Annotated in this window: 10 protein-coding genes and 1 pseudogene; 6 read left to right on the top strand and 5 right to left on the bottom strand. The window is 38.2% G+C overall.

Annotation, left to right across the window (positions count from 1 at the left end; all coding sequences use genetic code 11):
* Positions 1–4 precede the first annotated feature (4 nt).
* Positions 5–2,800: an aminomethyl-transferring glycine dehydrogenase gene (gene gcvP / locus ACFINA_RS07780; protein WP_375607369.1), complete on the top strand. Its 2,796-nt coding sequence runs from the start codon at positions 5–7 to the stop codon at positions 2,798–2,800.
* 1,535 nt (positions 2,801–4,335) lie between these two features.
* Here the strand turns inward: gcvP and alr are convergent.
* Positions 4,336–5,451 (bottom strand): alanine racemase, encoded by a 1,116-nt coding sequence (gene alr, locus ACFINA_RS07775; protein WP_375615372.1) that lies wholly within the window; start codon positions 5,449–5,451, stop codon positions 4,336–4,338.
* Positions 5,452–6,526: 1,075 nt separating this feature from the next.
* Here alr and ACFINA_RS07770 point away from each other — a divergent pair.
* The gene (locus ACFINA_RS07770) at positions 6,527–7,354 is read left to right on the top strand and encodes a ferredoxin--NADP reductase (RefSeq protein WP_375607351.1); all 828 of its coding nucleotides are present in this window, start codon (positions 6,527–6,529) and stop codon (positions 7,352–7,354) included.
* An 18-nt stretch (positions 7,355–7,372) separates the two neighbouring features.
* Positions 7,373–7,819: pseudogene (locus tag ACFINA_RS07765) on the top strand (ferredoxin--NADP reductase); the annotation flags it as partial.
* Here the strand turns inward: ACFINA_RS07765 and eda are convergent.
* Positions 7,798–8,463 carry a bifunctional 4-hydroxy-2-oxoglutarate aldolase/2-dehydro-3-deoxy-phosphogluconate aldolase gene (gene eda / locus ACFINA_RS07760; protein WP_375609694.1) on the bottom strand — a complete coding sequence of 222 codons (666 nt, stop codon included), beginning with the start codon at positions 8,461–8,463 and terminating at the stop codon, positions 7,798–7,800. The pseudogene ACFINA_RS07765 and the gene eda overlap by 22 nt on opposite strands.
* 115 nt (positions 8,464–8,578) lie before the next feature.
* Between eda and ACFINA_RS07755 the strand changes: the two genes are divergently transcribed.
* From ACFINA_RS07755 to ACFINA_RS07745, 3 genes are all read left to right on the top strand, one after another.
* On the top strand, positions 8,579–9,496 hold the full coding sequence (locus tag ACFINA_RS07755; RefSeq protein WP_375615378.1) for a rhodanese-related sulfurtransferase: 918 nt from the start codon (positions 8,579–8,581) through the stop codon (positions 9,494–9,496).
* Between the two features lie 1,717 nt (positions 9,497–11,213).
* The gene (locus tag ACFINA_RS07750) at positions 11,214–12,347 is read left to right on the top strand and encodes a type III PLP-dependent enzyme (RefSeq protein ID WP_375615371.1); all 1,134 of its coding nucleotides are present in this window, start codon (positions 11,214–11,216) and stop codon (positions 12,345–12,347) included.
* A gap of 74 nt (positions 12,348–12,421) precedes the next feature.
* A complete protein-coding gene (locus ACFINA_RS07745; RefSeq protein WP_375608101.1) occupies positions 12,422–13,006 on the top strand; it encodes a GNAT family N-acetyltransferase in 585 nt (194 codons plus the stop codon).
* A 1,445-nt stretch (positions 13,007–14,451) separates the two neighbouring features.
* Here ACFINA_RS07745 and ACFINA_RS07740 read toward each other — a convergent pair.
* The 3 genes from ACFINA_RS07740 to ACFINA_RS07730 all read right to left on the bottom strand — a co-directional run bounded on the left by ACFINA_RS07740 (position 14,452) and on the right by ACFINA_RS07730 (position 17,709).
* A complete protein-coding gene (locus ACFINA_RS07740) occupies positions 14,452–16,023 on the bottom strand; it encodes a DHA2 family efflux MFS transporter permease subunit (RefSeq protein ID WP_375615370.1) in 1,572 nt (523 codons plus the stop codon).
* A gap of 24 nt (positions 16,024–16,047) precedes the next feature.
* Positions 16,048–17,142, bottom strand: coding sequence for an HlyD family secretion protein (locus tag ACFINA_RS07735; protein ID WP_375615369.1), 1,095 nt, complete (start codon positions 17,140–17,142; stop codon positions 16,048–16,050).
* 174 nt (positions 17,143–17,316) lie between these two features.
* On the bottom strand, positions 17,317–17,709 hold the full coding sequence (locus ACFINA_RS07730) for a Fur family transcriptional regulator (RefSeq protein ID WP_375615368.1): 393 nt from the start codon (positions 17,707–17,709) through the stop codon (positions 17,317–17,319).
* Positions 17,710–18,041 lie beyond the last annotated feature (332 nt).

Genomic DNA, 18,041 nt, shown 5'->3' with positions numbered 1-18,041 from the left:
TACCATGATCGAGCGTTCTTTTTCTTCTCGACATATTGGGCTTCGTCCTGATGAAACACAAAAAATGCTTGATGTTTTAGAGCTTGATAGTGTTGAGACACTCATTTCTCAAGCTGTTCCGCACTCTATCCATTTGGGACGTTTATTGAATCTTCCAGAGGCCGCTAGTGAAGGACAAGCCTTGGAAGAACTCTCCAAGATGATGGAGCGTAACCATGTGCATAAAAGTTTTATTGGGCAAGGATATCATGGGACTTATGTGCCTCCGGTTATTTTACGAAATCTGTTTGAAAATCCTGCTTGGTATACTGCTTATACGCCTTATCAAGCAGAAATTAGCCAGGGTCGTTTAGAGCTTTTGTTTTATTTTCAGACATTGGTTAGTGAACTAACAGGTTTGCCTGTTTCTGCTGCTTCCCTTCTTGATGAAGCAACTGCTTTAGCTGAAGCCAATGCCCTTGCTTTTCGCTCTTTCCGTGAGAAAAAAACAAAAATTTCTCTTCAGAGTCTTTTACATCCTCAAACTTTGAGTGTTGCGCAAACGCGTGCTGAAACACAAGGGATTCAGATTAGCCAAAATGGCGAAATTGATTCTGATACAGCGGCAATTGTTTTATCTTGGCCAGATACAAAAGGTTCTTTTCATGATTACAGTGAGATCATAAAAGAGGCAAAGGAAAAGGGAGCTTTAGTTATCGTTGTAGCTGATCCTTTAGCGCTTACCCTTCAGGAGCCACCTGCTCAATGGGGGGCAGATATCGTTGTTGGCTCTATGCAGCGTTATGGCGTTCCGATGGGATTTGGTGGTCCACATGCTGGTTACCTTGCTGTGAGTGATGCGTTAACGCGTCTTATTCCAGGGCGTATTGTTGGTCAATCCGTGGATACCAAAGGGCGCGTTGGTTTTCGTTTGGCTTTGCAAACACGTGAACAACATATTCGGCGTGATAAAGCGACGTCAAATATTTGTACAGCGCAGGCTTTGTTGGCTAATATGGCAACCGCTTATGCTGTTTGGCATGGGCCAAAAGGCTTACAAGAAATTGCACAGCGAATTCATCATTTAACATGTCGTTTTGTTGCTGGTTTAGAAGCAGCAGGGGTTCATGTTGAAGGGAAAAGCTTTTTTGATTGTGTGAGTATTTCTGTTAAGGGAAAAGCGCGTGAGATTGCGCATCAAGCCAAAATAGGTGGGCGCCTTATTCGTGTTCTTGATGATGACACTATTGCAATCAATTTTGATGAATTATCAACAGAAGGAGATGCTGGTGCTTTAGCGCAGCTTTTTGGGGCACAATTAGGCGATAAGGCTTCTCCTCGACTCTTTGGAAAAAAACGGGAGGCTGCTTTTCTTTCTCAGCCTTTTTTTCATGCGGTTCATTCAGAGACAGATATGATGCGCTTTTTGCGTCGTTTAGCGGATAAGGATTTGGCGCTGGATCGCGCTATGATCCCTCTTGGTTCTTGTACAATGAAGCTTAATGCTGCGGCTGAATTAATGCCTGTAAGTTGGGCTAGTATGGCCAATATACACCCCTTTGTTTCACAAGAGGATGCAGCGGGATATTTAGAGATGATCAACCAGTTAAATGCGTGGTTGTGCGAAATTACAGGATTTGCGCAAGTTTCTTTTCAGCCAAATTCTGGTGCTCAAGGTGAATATGCTGGGCTTTTGGCTATCCGACGATATTACCAATCACGGGGAGAGCATCAACGTACAGTTTGTCTTATTCCTGCATCTGCGCATGGTACCAATCCAGCCTCGGCCCATATGGCAGGGATGGAAGTCGTTGTGGTAAAATGTTTAAGCGATGGTGATGTTGATGTAGACGATCTCAAGATGAAAGCGCAATTGCATAAAGATAAATTGGCTGCTCTTATGATTACTTATCCTTCAACCCATGGTGTTTACGAGGAAAGCATTAAGGAAATTTGTTCTATTATTCATGAAAATGGCGGACAAGTTTATTTTGATGGTGCTAATCTCAATGCCCTTGTGGGTCTTGCTCGTCCTGCGGATATTGGCGCTGATGTTTGTCATATGAATCTTCATAAAACATTTGCCATTCCCCACGGGGGGGGTGGTCCTGGTATGGGACCAATTGGTGTTGCAAAGCATCTCAAACCATTTTTACCAGGTCATGAACAGGATGGGACAACACATGCGGTTTCGGCTGCTCCTTATGGAAGTGCGTCTATTCTTGCGATTACATGGATGTATATTCGAATGATGGGGGCTGATGGCTTAAAATATGCAACACAAATAGCCATTTTAAATGCCAATTATATTGCTGCACGTCTTTCACCAGTTTATTCCATTCTTTATCGGGGCAAGCATGGGCGTGTTGCGCATGAATGTATTGTGGATACACGCGTGTTGAAAGAGCAGTATGGGGTGAGTGTTGATGATATTGCAAAACGTCTCATTGATTATGGATTCCATGCGCCCACGATGTCGTTTCCTGTTCCGGGAACTTTGATGATTGAGCCAACGGAATCAGAACCAAAAGCAGAGATTGATCGTTTTTGTGATGCTTTACTCTCTATTGCTGAAGAGGCTAAGAAAGTTGGTAGCGGGGTTTGGCCAAAAGACAATAATCCATTGGTGAATGCCCCCCATACAGTGGTAGATACTTTAGATGATGCTTGGGCACGACCCTATTCGCGACAAGAAGCTGCTTTTCCCAACAGTTTTCTTGATCCAGCCAATAAATATTGGCCTCCTGTATCGCGTATTGATAATGTTGCGGGAGACAGAATGCTTATTTGCTCGTGTCCGCCATTGGGAAATACCTATTAAACGAAAAATATATATTTAATTGGTTTATTTGCATGAACAAAAAAAGCCCACACATTTTGTGTGGGTTTTATGCTTATTGGTTCTGTTGCTATGGCGTTATTTGTCTGTTTTCTAGAATTTTGCATTGTTTTTTATAACATGAGCAAAATCGAAAAAGTTGACAAAAAAGCTGTGTTTTGTCGGCAATAGGTATGCTCTCCTTTGCCTTCTACCGTATGACATGGTTTTAGTGACTAGGCCATCGGTCTAGCCAGCTAATCATGTAAACGAGAGCGAAACCTATGAGGATAGGTCACGTCTGTTGCATGTGTTGTGATATACTACTCGTCACTAGGGTGACGACGACCGGTTGTAGAAAGAATAAAATCAATTTTAGTGTTTTTGATGATAAAGACACGCGAAACTCTGTTGTTGCATCTTTTCGAGTCAAAAATTGTCTAAATATTTCTCTTTAATCTGCTTTTTATAAATATGACGCAAAAATATATAAGAACATCTGTTAGAATGAGCAAACGCAAAGCCAAATGTATTATGGGTATTTTTTACAAGGTGTCTTATAAAAAGCCGGCACATCTTTCCACTTCATTGCAAGTCAGTTTGTGACTTTACGGCGCTGTTTTCCTAAGAGCTCGTGTGCTTTAGCTGTTTCCTGTAAATCAACATCCAAACTTAACGCAGCGAAATTTTTTGAGCCAGAGATTGAGAAAAAAGAGCTTTATGAGTAGTTCCTGCTTTTGTTTGTCAGATGAGGGCGAGGGAATTGCGTATTTTTGTTGACGTAACCTTTTAAACTGGAAGACAATCTAATTTTGGAAAAATGTAAAGCCGTAAAGATAAAAATCAATCCTCAGTTTATCATCTCCTTTTAATTCAGCTTTGCGGCTTTCAAAAGCATTTAAAGCAATGTTTTTTAATAATAGGGATTGCACATTGCTCCATGCTTTTATTTATTGTGTTCTTTAGTGGGGGCACGATCCTCATGTGAAACAGAACGCTCCAAAAAGAATATACTTGGGTTGTTAATTCAGATGTTTGTTTTAAAGACACATTTCGCTTCCAATCCCATTTCGCGACGGCGCTTGTGAGTGGAACGATAAATCTATTAAGAGCCCCCCCAATCTTTACACTTCATAACGGAATAAGCCGGCACTATCATACATTTTGCCAGCGCCTAATGTTATAGCTCTTGGCACTATGGTTCATAAGAGGCATTATTCTTTTCTTAAATCATTTTTATCTACACATAATCCAGTTTGTGGTATGCAAGCGAATGATTTTAATTGGGAAATTAATTTTAAAAAATTTGTAGTAGATTCTTTTTTGTCAATTTATGGGGAAAGGTTAAGTTTTTGTATTTTAGATGAAAGCTACTTCCATAAAATAGTCCATCAACTTGTCTGTTTTGAGATTTCTGTGAATGTACGGTGTCTGTGACCATTCTGTGTGGTTGATTGTTGTAAAATCTTTTGTAAAAGCCCCTCAATTTTCTAAAATGATGATTTTTATCAATTTATTTCTTTATGGCTAAAGAGTTTTTATGTGTAAATGTATTTATAGCGTGGTCCAAGAGATGTTAGAATTTCATTGGGAAGGGTATTGGCATCTATAGATACTTTTTCAAGTGTTTGATGGGGACCAATGAGTTCGATCCAGTCACCTGTTTGAGGTTTTTGATCAAGATCAGTTGTATCTACAATAATGGAATCCATAGAAACCCGCCCAACCATGGGAAGTTTGTGCCCGTTGAAATAAACAGTTCCTTTATTCGAAAGAGCACGGAGCCAGCCGTCTGCGTAGCCTATAGAAATGGTTGCAAGAGTGCTTGGTCTGTTGGTTATAAAGCTTTCTGCATAACCAACAGGTGTATCTACATCAACAACACGGTTTTGAAGAACTTGAGCTTCAAGTTTTAAAACAGGTTTTAGAAGGGATGCGTGTTTTCCTGAGGGGGCGCTTCCGTAAAGTGCAATACCGGGGCGAACAAGATCAAAATAAAAATCTGATCCTAAAAAAATACCTCCAGAATTGGCAAAGGAAGCTCTACAGGTTGGTAGTTGCGCAAGGGCAGTTTTGAAAGAAGTTAATTGGGCATAATTTGATGGGTGGGTATCATCTTCTCCGTTAGCAAGATGACTGAGAATATATTTTATGTCTGCTTTTTCGAAAATTGTAGGGTGTTTGATGAGCTTTTGTAATTCTTTTTGATCAAGTCCTAATCGGTTCATATGGGTATCGATTTGAACAATTGCTGGAAATTTTTTATCTTTTTTTTGACAAATTTTTTGCCAATTTTCAATGGCATTCCAAGAGTTCAAAACCGGAACAATACCAGACTGTGCGACAAATTCTTCTGCTAAGTGTGGAAGTCCATTCAGAATGGCAATCATGACATTTGATGGTAAAATGCTTTTTAATTGGAGTGCTTCTCTGATTTGTGCGACAAAAAAAGTGCGACAACCAGCTTGATAAAGGGCAGGAGCAATTTTGTGAACGCCTAATCCATAAGCATTTGCTTTTACAACTGCTGAACATTCTGTTGGGGCTACACGTTTGGCTAAAGTGATATAATTGGCAACAATGGCACTGACATCAATGGTTGCGACAGCTGCATAGAGTGATGTATTTATTTCGTCATTAACGGAATTTTTCATTTTAGAATCTTATCTGTATTCGTGAAATACGCAGTTTTCTTTGGTTATTTTATAGAGGTTACTTATGAGAGATGAAAGATACGGTTTGCTATGGTCAAAATCATAAGAAGCCTATACTGCCATTAAAGTCGTTTTTTATGTAAAATGCTACTCTGGATATAAGAGATACTTTAGTTTTATTTGTGTTGTTATCAACATGGTGTTTTCTGATAATTTGTGAAGCATAGATTTTTATTTTTTTTATTTATTTTTAATTGAGGCTTCTTAAAAAAGAAAGCATAGTTTATTGTATTGTATCATTTTGAAGAGTGCAATGTTAGACTATTGTTGCTGGTATGATTGTTTTGATTAAATATTGCATTGGCTGCTTATTTAGAGAAGGTAAAATGATTAAATTAACCACGTTAAATCAATGCATTACAAGTTTTTACCATAAAGGGGAAGATCACTCATCTGTGTAATTTTGGATGTCATCTTATGCATTTAAAGTTACTTTTGTTAAATGGGAAAGAGTGTATAAACACTTTCTGATACATCAATAGCTGTTGATTTGGACATTATTTCTTTTCAAGATGAAGTGGGAATACGATATTTGCTTTTTATCGTTTGATTGGTTTTTAGTGAAATCAATTTGTCGATCATAGAAGGTGTTCGACTCATTTATTTATGGAAAGGGCAGTGTAAAAAGGTCAGTAAAGAAAACAATGGATGTAATGCCGAAAACTTTGTTGTGGAGTCGTGCGTTTATTGTTCAATCCACAGATGTTTTTTCTCTCTTAATTTTAAGGTTTTCGGTTATAAATTTTGCAAAGAGAATAAAGTGTTGTAGCGGTACACTGTATACTATGCATTATGTGTTAAAGTGGAAAAGAGTACCGGATTGCTTAACACTCGATGTTTTTGTTTCTCTTTGAATATGATTTGTATTCACATTTTTTTCATTCGATTAATTTTGACATAAAAGTGTTAATCTTAAGGCTTTTGGTTTAAGAAAATTGTTGGCAGATGATTATACAAGGATTATATCACGTCAGGGATTCGAAATTTAATAGTCAATAAAGATATGGGGAAGAGTATGAATACGTCTGCTACCAATGTTCCGTCAAACATCAGCAGCGTTGCAAATTTTCCGATTCCTGCGAATGTATTCGCTCTTACTGTCCAAGAGGTTTTTCACTATACAGATCGATTATTTAAATTTCGCCTGAATCGTCCGGAAAGTTTTCGTTTTCGTTCAGGTGAATTTGTTATGATCGGTTTGCCAAATGCAGAAAAGCCAATTTATCGTGCTTATTCGATTGCAAGTCCTTTTTGGGATGAACAGCTTGAGTTTTTTTCGATAAAAGTTCCAGGAGGGCCATTAACCGAGCATCTCCAAAAAATTAAAATTGGTGATACAGTTCTCATGCGTAAAAAATCTACAGGAACGTTGGTTCTTGATGCTCTTATTCCTGGAAAACGTCTTTATCTTCTTTCAACTGGGACGGGGATTGCTCCTTTTGCAAGCCTTATTCGTGATCCTGACACTTATGAAAAATTTTCAGAAGTTGTCCTTATTCAAACAACGCGCGAAAAGAATGAGTTAATTTATGCAAAAGATCTTGTTTCCTCTTTGCAACAAGATCCACTCATTGGAGAGTATGCACAACAGTTGAGATTTTATCCTATGACGACTCGTGAACCTTCTGAGCATATGGGCCGTATTACGACTGTTATGGAAAGTGGAGATTTTTTTGAAACAACAGGCCTTCCTAAAATTCATCCTGATGAAGATCGGGTGATGATTTGTGGTTCCATGGCAATGTTAAAAGATTGCGCAAGGATGTGTGAAGGTTTTGGTCTTGTTGAAGGGGCTAACAATGCTCCTGCTACTTATGTTGTAGAGCGCGCTTTTGTGGAGTAATGAGTGGGAAAATTGGTGCTTTATCTTCTTTCAAACCGGTACGGGGGGGGGCCTTTTGCAAGCTTTATTCGTGATCCTGACATTTATGAAAAATTTGCAGAAGTTGTTCTTATTTAAATAACGCGAGAAAAGAATGGATTAATTTGTGCAAAAGATCTTGTTTCCTCTTTGCAACAAGATCCACTCATTGGAGAGTATGCACAACAGTTGAGATTTTATCCTATGACGACTCGTGAACCTTCTGAGCATATGGGCCGTATTACGACTGTTATGGAAAGTGGAGATTTTTTTGAAATAAGTGGCTTTGAAACAACAGGCCTTCCTAAAATTCACCCTGATGAAGATCGGGTGATGATTTGTGGTTCGATGGCAATGTTAAAAGATTGCGCAAGGATGTGTGAAGGTTTTAGTCTTGTTGAAGGGGCTGACAATGCTCCCGCTACTTATGTTGTAGAGCGCGCTTTTTTCGATAGAGAGGAGAGTTGTGTTGCAGTATGCGCTAATGCAGTAATCGAATCCCAATCACTTATTGCGATGAGCGGTTGGGGTGCTATCCAAGAACCACCAACGCAGAAGACATTGGGCAGTTGGAGCCATTGTATTGCACTTTTTTGTGTAATACCGCCTGTTGGGCAAAACCGGATATCAGAGAAGGGAGATGCTAAAGCTTCGATGAATGAAATACCTCCAGCAGCTTCAGCTGGGAAAAATTTAAGATATGAATAGCCTTTGTTTAATGCTTGCATGAGTTCACTTGGGGTCATTGCAGCGGGAAGAAGGGGAATTTCACTATTTTTTGCACAATTGATTAATTCATTGGATAATCCGGGGCTTACAATAAACTTTGCGCCTGCTTGTTCGGCTTGCTCGTAGTGTATCGTGTTGAGAACTGTTCCAGCGCCAACGATTGCTTCAGGGACTTCTTGGGTAATTTTCTGAATTGCTTTGAGGGCATTTGGTGTTCGCAAGGTGATCTCAATTGTTTTTAATCCGCCTTTGACAAGAGCGCGTGCTAAGGGTACAGCACTTTGTAGATTGTCAATGAGCAAAACAGGTATAACAGTTTGTCCTTGGAGATATAATAAAAGCTTTTCTCTTTTTTGGCACATGATATTTTTTCTTCTTGGAGATGATATTATTTGTATCGTTTGATTAAGCACAATATGTTAAAGAGTACATGAATAAATCTTGAAATTGAATGAAACGCGCGTTATGGCAAAACACATGGAAAAGAATTTTAAAGTTGCTGCACTTTATTGCTTTGCAGATTTGAAGCATTATCGTCAATTACAAAAACCTTTGCAGGATTTATGTCAAGCAAAGGATATCAAAGGAACCCTCCTTTTAGCACAAGAGGGAATTAATGGAACTGTTGCTGGTTCTTGTGCTGCGATTGAGGCATTGGTGGATTTTATTGTGGCGGAGCCAGCGTTTCAAACGCCGGAGATTAAATATTCATGGGCATCAAAGATGCCTTTTCATCGTATGAAAGTGCGGTTGAAAAAAGAGATTGTGACAATGGGGGTTGAAGGTGTTGATCCGCTAAAAGTTGTTGGTACTTACGTCGATCCTGAAGATTGGAATGCTCTTATTCAAGATGAAGAGACAATTTTGATTGATACACGGAATGACTATGAATATGCGATTGGGAGTTTTCAAGGAGCGATTGATCCGCAGATTAAAACATTTCGCGAATTTCCTGAATGGGTGCGTAAACATGAGGCTGATTTAAAAAAGAAAAAGAAAATTGCCATGTTTTGTACAGGTGGTATTCGGTGTGAAAAATCAACAGCTTATGTTCGTGATCTTGGTTATGAGCAAGTCTACCATTTAAAAGGTGGCATTTTAAAATATTTAGAAAAAATTCCAAAAGAAAAAAGTTTATGGTGGGGTGAGTGCTTTGTTTTTGATGAGCGTGTTTCTGTTCAACATGGTCTTGAAGAATGTGGACGCGAATTATGTCGCGCATGTCGTTCTCCTCTCAATGCTGAAGGCAAGTTATCGCCTCATTATGAAGAAGGTGTTTCCTGTGACGCTTGTTATAACACACGCAGTGAAGCTGATAGAGAACGCTTTCGTGAGCGCCATAGGCAATTCCAATTGTTGAAGTTGCGGGCAATTGATTCTCATCAAGGGACATAACGATATCGTCGTGTAGGGATTTAAATTCTAGCTTTTTTCTCTTAAATTTAAGAGAGAAGCGTTTTTAATATTGGTAGAAAAGTTTTATAAGACCGGATGTTGTTCGGTCTTTTTTTTTACGTTAATTTGTTGATTTACAAATAATGATTATAGATCGTTTGCTCTTCTTGATTTTATAGGAGTGAGTTCTCCAATATTGTTCATTTTAAAATAAAAAAGCTGTTTCCCAACAGCGCAGAGGAGCGGGATCTATAGTTTTAAGAGAAGAGTGTGTGAATGAATAAGATATGATTCACGAGAGAAGATAAAAGAGCAGCAGCAAAGTTAAGAGAAATAGAATGATAATAGGAGCTTATGATTTTAGAATTTCATATAGTACATTGATTTATAAATGATAATTTATTTAAATTTGAATAATAAGGGTTGAATATCGTGAAATTTACTTCTTTCGGATTTGATGATGACGAATTACACAATCTCATTCATTTGTATATTACAAATGGGAGCAATGTATGAGCAAAACTATTTAAGATAATATGACACATCTCAATGGAGGAGTTTCTGCAATATTGGAAGTTGGCAGATAAAGCGGGGACGTTAGTTATGTCACTTCATAAACATAAAGATGGTGATATGCCGTTGATCTATATCATATGAGCTATATTATACGGGGGCATGATATCTTTCTTAAGCGATGTTGTGAAATAGATGTAGAAGCAGGGATGTTTTTAAGATGTAGATGAGAAAGATAATGGCGTTTTGTGGGGAGATATCATGTTTTTTAAAGATGATGGTGCTTTAGTCGATCCCCGCCCTGTTTTCCATGTTATTAGTCCTTGCATTTGAGGGGATATATTAAGGGGGGATTTTACTCTTTTTTTCAATTGTTTTTTATTCATATATTGTTTTCTGCTTGTGATGCGCAAGAGAATGATTTTTCTTGATTCATTATTAAGGGAGGGAAATGAGAGAATTTTATGATGGGATTTTTGTTTAAGAGCAAAATAATAAATTATCGTTATAAATTAATGTGTTGAGTAATTTATTTTGTGTTATTTTCTGCTGCAGATATTAGGAGATAGAATAGGGTAAAGAAACGAGGGGCTTTTAAAGCAAGATAGTGCTTGATGTTGTACGGATGGTGTAAGGGGGGAATCCCATGAAAGCAGAGGGATGGTTTTGTCTGTTAGAGGAGGAGAGTGTTGTTTTTTCGCATCATTTTATCTTTAAGAATTAAAAAATGTTTAAAATTAAAAAAATGATTGAAATGAGAAAGGATTCGTTTTATAGGATGCCTTGCCCAAAGTCGCACGTGCCTGTGGGTGTCCGCTGGTTCTCAAATGGTGAGATTAACCGGTACGGTACCTGGAACTAACCGCTCCAGTCATTCTTACAGCCAATTGCAAGAATGAGGACATCTTGAAGCAACGACGGTGCGGGCCTTTCTGGTGTCTTCCAGTTTTTAAATACTGGGATAACTATAGAGGCACACCTCATTGCCTTCAGTGCGGAAGTGGTTTTCTCAACTCCAATCAAAAAGGCAGATAAAATAGAATAACGCGGCTTCGCGCTGTTCTTTCGCTGCATGCAATGCTAATTTCTGATTTTTTGTAATCAGAATGGGGATAGTTGTTGTGTGTTTTTTGTCCTTTAGCTTTTGGCAGTTTTGGCTGTCTAAGCGTAGAGTGAGGAAGCTTTTCCTCAAGGAGAATTGCAGATGGCAACACAACGTATTCGCGATTTTCTTGCAACACATCGTTCTGAAGGTCCATGCTTAATTGTTGACCTTGATGTTGTTCGTGACAACTATTTAAATTTTGAAAAAGCTCTACCGCAGTCTCGTATTTTTTACGCAATAAAGGCGAATCCAGCTCCTGAAATCTTGCGTTTGCTGAGTTCTTTAGGGTCTTCTTTTGATGCGGCTTCTGTTGCAGAAATTGAAATGGCTTTAAAAGCAGGAGCAACGCCAGAGCGTATTTCTTTTGGAAATACGATTAAAAAAGAGCGTGATATTGCGCGAGCATATGCATTGGGTGTTTCACTTTATGCGGTTGATTGTGTTGAAGAAGTGGAAAAAATTGCGCGTGTTGCTCCAGGAGTGCGTGTTTTTTGCCGTGTTCTTACCGATGGAAAAGGTGCAGAGTGGCCATTGTCACGCAAATTCGGTTGTGTCCCTGCTATGGCGGTTGATGTGTTAAGACGAGCACACCAATTAGGTTTGCAAGCTTATGGTGTTTCTTTTCATGTTGGGTCGCAGCAGGTTGATCTGAGTGCGTGGGATCGTGCTTTATCAGATACTGCTACAGTATTTAAGCGTTTGGAACAAGAAGGTATATCACTGAAATTGGTGAATATGGGAGGCGGTTTCCCAACCCGTTATTTGAAAGATGTTCCTACAGAGCAAGCTTATGGTACTGCTGTTTTTGATTCATTGAAAAAGCATTTTGGTAATCGTATCCCTGAGACGATTATTGAGCCAGGGCGTGCAATGGTTGGCAATGCTGGTGTTATTCGCACAGAAGTTGTTCTAATATCTAAAAAAGCTGACAATGATAATGTACGATGGGTTTATCTTGATATTGGGAAATTTAATGGCCTTGCTGAGACTATGGACGAAGCTATTCGTTATCCCATTGAGACACCTCATGATGATAAGGTGATGGAGCCTTGTATTTTGGCTGGACCAACATGCGATTCGGCAGATGTGCTTTACGAAAAAACACCTTATCCACTTCCTCTATCTCTAACGATAGGAGATGAGATATTGATTCATGGAACGGGTGCTTACACAACAACTTATGCATCCGTTGCTTTTAATGGTTTTGAGCCTTTACGATCATATGTGATCTGACGTTTCTTTTTGACGATAGGGTTATTAGACTTTTGCGATGCTTGTCATTACGCTATAAGAGGGCGGTTATAGAGATGAACATGATTAATTTTCAAACAAAAAATGGGACATGTTTTACACTTTTATTGGAGCAAGAAGCCGATAAGCCTTATCGAGAAATTTTGCTTGATTCAACGATGGGGAGTGGACGTAAACGTAAATCATCAGAGACTTTACGGCGTGGTCGGCTAGCTGCTCAAGGGCTTTCTTTTGTGGTTAAAAATGCTCTGGGAGAGCTTGTGGGAAGTGTACGTCTTTGGCATGTTTCTTTTTTTAAAGAAAAAAATGAAACACAACATGCTTTACTCTTGGGACCTTTGGCTGTTGCCGCTGAATGTGCTGGTATGGGAATAGGATCAATTTTAGTCCGCCATGCAATTGAAACAGCAAAAAAATTGGGATATGGCGCTATTTTATTGGTAGGGGATTTTGAATTTTATCAACGTTTTGGTTTTTCAAATCGCTTAACAGAAAATTTGGCAATGCCTGGTCCTTACGAAAAACATCGGTTTCAAGCGTTGGAACTGATACCAAACTATCTTGCTGGGTGTTATGGCACTTTGGCTCCTAGTGGAGCACGAGCCGTTACAAGTCGTTTTCAGCATCATAAAGTGGCTTGAAGACTGTATTTATTGCGTTTGCAACAGTGCTGGCATTGAGGTGGGCATACTGTTTTGATTAGTATCAAAATGTTGATGCGGTACAAATTTTGGGGGTCGTTGCATTGCAATTGTGTTATAAAGCCTTTTCTTTATGTGACGGGTTTCTTATTTTTAATAATTTCAGTTAAGTGACTAGGAATATATTAAAAGCGCATTTTTTTTGAAATAGCGTCATATTTTACACGATTAAAGGAAACAGATTTTTGAGTGGTTTTGTATTCTTTTAAAGCCGGCATCATCATATAATTTTTCAGTTCTCAATATCGTTGGTCAATCTTGCATTGAAACGATTCGGTATTTTACTCTTTTTAAAACCGTTTTCATCTCTCTGCTTTTTGTGCGCAAGGGAATGGTTTTGATTGATTCATCATGAACAGGTTTTGAATAGGAAACTCTCACAATATTCAGATTGCTCATTATAATAGATAACATCATAAATTATGATTATAAATCAATGTCATGACTACGAGAGCTTTTCGTTTATACCACTGAATTTTTCACATCAGAAATGATTATTTGCCTATCGGGAAGAGAATCTTAGAAGCCTTTCTAAAGTATTTGGAGGTGGATTCAATAGCGACGAATGTGCATTTTTGAGAGGTTAAACAAGTGTCTAGACGTTTACTATTGAAGATGTGAGGGAATTTCTGTCATTAACAGTTATGGAGCCACCATGGTAAGAGTAGGGCATAGAAGGGGATCATTTATTGATCAATTTTATTCAAAAAGAGAGATATTTTAAGAAATTTTATACAATTTTAGTGGCTATCGAAAGAGAAGAGGCTTTAAGAAAGAAAAATACGCGGCAGTAGAATCAAAACTGTAAGTATTAGCTTCTTTAAAAGGGCGTAAAAAATAAAATTACATGTTTAAAAGCTGCTTTTTTGAAAAAACTCTCCATTACTTTTTTGCTATCAAGACAACTTGTTTTGCAATTGGCATGAGAGGATCAAATACAAAATGATTTTTTCATGTAAAATTTTGCATTCAGAATCAAAAAACGTTATCCTACACATTATAAGGGAAATAGGTGCGTGAATAAAAATCACAAGAATCATAAATCTTTTATGAATATTCTTGTAAGACTCAAAAGAGTAAAGGGCAAAGAATCTTTTAATCTTTTGTGCCCTATGGTGATAAATCAAAAATCTGATAGAAATAGCTGCTTTATCTTTATAGTGTGGAGCATGTTAGGTAAGCTCTTTGTTTATTATCATCTAAAACAATTTTTATATGCGAGACGTTATTTTAAAAGTGCGTAAAGAGCTCGCATTGAAAAGAATTTTTATCAGAAGAATCATTTAGAATCACATGTTAATTTATATTGTCTCTTGAGAAGAGATAAAATGAAAAAATCGAGGAAAGTGATAAAGATCAAAAATATTCTTCAATTTTAATGAATCTTAGTGTCTTGGTGGTGAATCCATGAGGGGTGGTATTTTTTTGAGAAACATAGTCATAAATGTCAAAACACCAAAGATAATGGTTATGATAAAGAAAATATCACTAAAAGCCATAATCATTGCTTGTATGCGTACTATATTAAACAATTGAGAAAGAGCAAGAGTGTAGGAATCAAAGGTTTCTGTTTTGAATAATAAAATAAGCTTTGAAAGCATTTCAGTTGCTTGTCTGTTTGCGTGGTTAAGTGTTTCGGCTATTCGTTCATAATGGAAGTCCGTGCGTTTTGTCATGAGAGTGCTGATAATGGCAAGCCCTACAGCACCACCTAGATTCCGTGTGAGATTAAAGAGTCCAGAAGCATTTTGCATTCGTTCTGGTGGAAGTGTTCCCAAGGCAATATTATTGATAGGAACCATACATAACATTACAGAAGCACCACGGAAAACTTGCGGCCAAAAAAGCTGCCAAAAATCCCACTTATCTGTGATAGCGCTAGCCATCCAAGTGCCTATTGCAAAACCAAAAAGTCCTATTGCCATCATTAAACGTGCATCCATTCGTGCTGAAAGGAATCCTGCAAGGGGAGCAGTTAATAACATGACGAATCCTGAAAGAAACAATGTTTCTCCAATCATCAGGGCATCATAATGGCGGATTTGGCTTAAATAGACAGGATAAAGGTACGTGAGTCCATAAAGACCTATTCCCAAAGAAAAGGAAAAAATGGATGCAGCTGAAAAATTAAAATTAGAAAAAGTAGAGAGATCTACAATGGGTTCTTTTGCTGTAAAAGCGCGCCAGAAGAATAAGGTTGCAGCAAGAATCATGATAATAAATAAATTCCGAACCAGCTCATCATTCAGCCAATCATGACGTGCGCCTTCTTCTAGTACATACTCTAAAGTTCCTAGAAAAACAGCCATAGAAATGAGCCCCAACCAGTCAAATTTAGCCATGAGAGATGGATCTGCTTTATCAAAATCAATCAATTTCCAAGCGAGAATTGAAATAATAATCCCAAAAGGCACATTAATGAGAAAAAGCCAATGCCATGATAAGATATGACAGAGATAACCTCCGACCGTTGGACCAATAGTGGGGGCTAATGTTGCGACTAGTCCAACAATAGGGGTAACAATTGGGCGTTTGGAAGGAGGAAAAAGAACATAAGAGGCGACGAAAACGCTTGGGATAATTCCTCCACCAATAAAACCTTGCAATGCACGGTAGATAATCATCTCTCCAATAGATGTTGCTGTTGCACAAAGAACAGAAGTAATCGTAAACCCAATCGCTGATATGGTGAAGAAAACACGTGTTGAAAGCAATCGTCCTAAGAATCCAGAAAGGGGCAACATGATGACTTCAGCGATGAGATAGGAGGTTTGAACCCATGAAATTTCTTCAGAGCTCGCAGAAAGACCAGCTTGAACTTCGGCTAAAGAGGAGGCAACGATTTGTATATCCAAAATGGCCATGAACATGCCAAAGGCCATAACTATGAAAATCACAATGCTACGGATTTCTATGCGCTCTTGAGACTGTATGGGCTTTGGCATTGAAGATGTCATAATAATGAGGTCATTTGCTTGTTATTATAAGAGACTTTTATCTTGTGGTTTTGTACGTGTATCAACTTCTACTGAAACACTCATTCCTGCTCGGATATGTCCGGTCTTTAAGATTTCTTCTGGAATAGAAATACGTACGGGAATGCGTTGGACAATCTTTGTAAAGTTACCGGTAGCGTTTTGTGGAGGAAGAAGAGAAAAAACAGCACCTGTTGCCGGTGAAATAGAAAGCACTGTTCCTGTAAAGACCTCCTTTTTGAAGGCATCAACAGAAATATAAGCCTTTTGTCCCGCATGAATATTTTGCAACTGTGTTTCTTTATAGTTTGCTTCAATATAAAGTGCATGTATGGGGACTAACGCTGCAAGACGTTGGCCATTTACAACAAAATCTCCCGTTTTTGCTGTTAAATTTCCTATGATTCCATCAAATGGCGCGCGTATAATGGTTGAATCAAGATCACGTTGTGCTTTTTCACGCGAAAGTTCTAAACTCTTTGTTTGGCTTTCTGTTTCATTTCGTTGTGCTTCTAGCACTTGGATATTGGCGCGTGCTGCAGCGATTTGTGCATCCGCACGGTTAACATTTGCGATAGCTTGTTCATAAGCTGATTTGGCATCATCAACATTAGATTGAGGGGCATAACGATTGGCTTTCAGTTCTGTTACACGTTTTAAGGTGAGTTGTGCATTGGTTGCTATGGCTGAAGCGGCTGCTTTTTGCGCTTTTGCATCATCTAAAGCACTATGAGCGGCTGTGATTTGTGCATCAATGCGTAGAAGTGTTTTTTTCTGTGTGTCAAGATGCGCTTCTGTTTGATCCAAGGCTATTTGATAATCACCATTGTCTAAGTAAAATAAAACATCGTCTTTTTTTACAACTTGGTTGGCTTTAATGGCAATTTTTTCAATATATCCATTTAATTTAGTCGCAATAGCGGCTATATCTCCTTGCACATAGGCATCTTCAGTGGATAGCATATAACGCCATTGCGTTATCCATTTGTAGCTAAACCAAAGTACAAAAAGTGCAAAGACGATAAGAAGGGCTTTGATTACTTTTTTTTGTTTCGTTTTATCGAGATTTTTTGTTGAAAAAATTGTCTCAGATACGGACATGATTTATACTTCCAATATTTATGTTCCAACGAGTATAATAAGTCTATCACTACAGGGTAGGGTGATATACATGCAAGAGCGATAAGAGCTTTTCAAACAATAAGGCGACCTCTGGTACATAATGCTAAATATATAAACTTGCAAGTTAGAGATCTTATTTTAAAGTTAGAGGTCTTATTTTATTGCGCATTTTTTACAAAGACCTCGTATTTCTAAGGTGCTTTTGTGTGCTTGGAAATCAACAGCTTGAACCATTTGTTTTAAATTAGATACAATCGTTTGATCTTGTATTTCGTTGACACTACTACAGTTTTCGCAAATTATAAAAGTCGTGAGTTCGTGTTGACAGTTTTCAGGATGTAAACAGACCATAAAGGCATTTACACTTTCAAGACGATGAATATACTTTAACTGTACAAGTTTTTCTAACGCACGATAAACTTGGAGAGGTGCACGAAACCCTTCTTCGCGTAAGCGGTCGAGAATCGCATAAGCACTTAATGGTCCTTTTGCATTCTTTAAAATGTTCAAAACCAATGTTTGGTTACGCGTCAGTTTAGATGACATTGACACCTTCCTTTTGCTCTTAAGGGAAAGCATAAAGCGTGTAGGCCGTTTATGCAATGGTGATTATAGAATAGGCCCTTTAACATGATACGCGTCGTGATATGTAAGAAGAGTTGTAACTGTTGTGAGAGAAGGGAGACTTTGGGATTTGGAAGCCGCCGTGAACATACAACATACTGATTATAATGATAATTAATCGTTGTTCATATTGAATGAGAATCCCGAATATCGTAAGATTGTCTCATTTCAAATCTATTTATCTTGAATCAATCAAAACCATTCGCTTGCACGTCACAAGCGAAGCTGGCGTGTGGGTAAAAACTGTATAAGAA

The organism is Bartonella sp. AC10YNML (assembly GCF_042196825.1).
Lineage (GTDB): Bacteria > Pseudomonadota > Alphaproteobacteria > Rhizobiales > Rhizobiaceae > Bartonella.
Note: the sequence above shows the minus strand (reverse complement) of the source record. Positions and strands in the feature narration are given on the sequence as shown.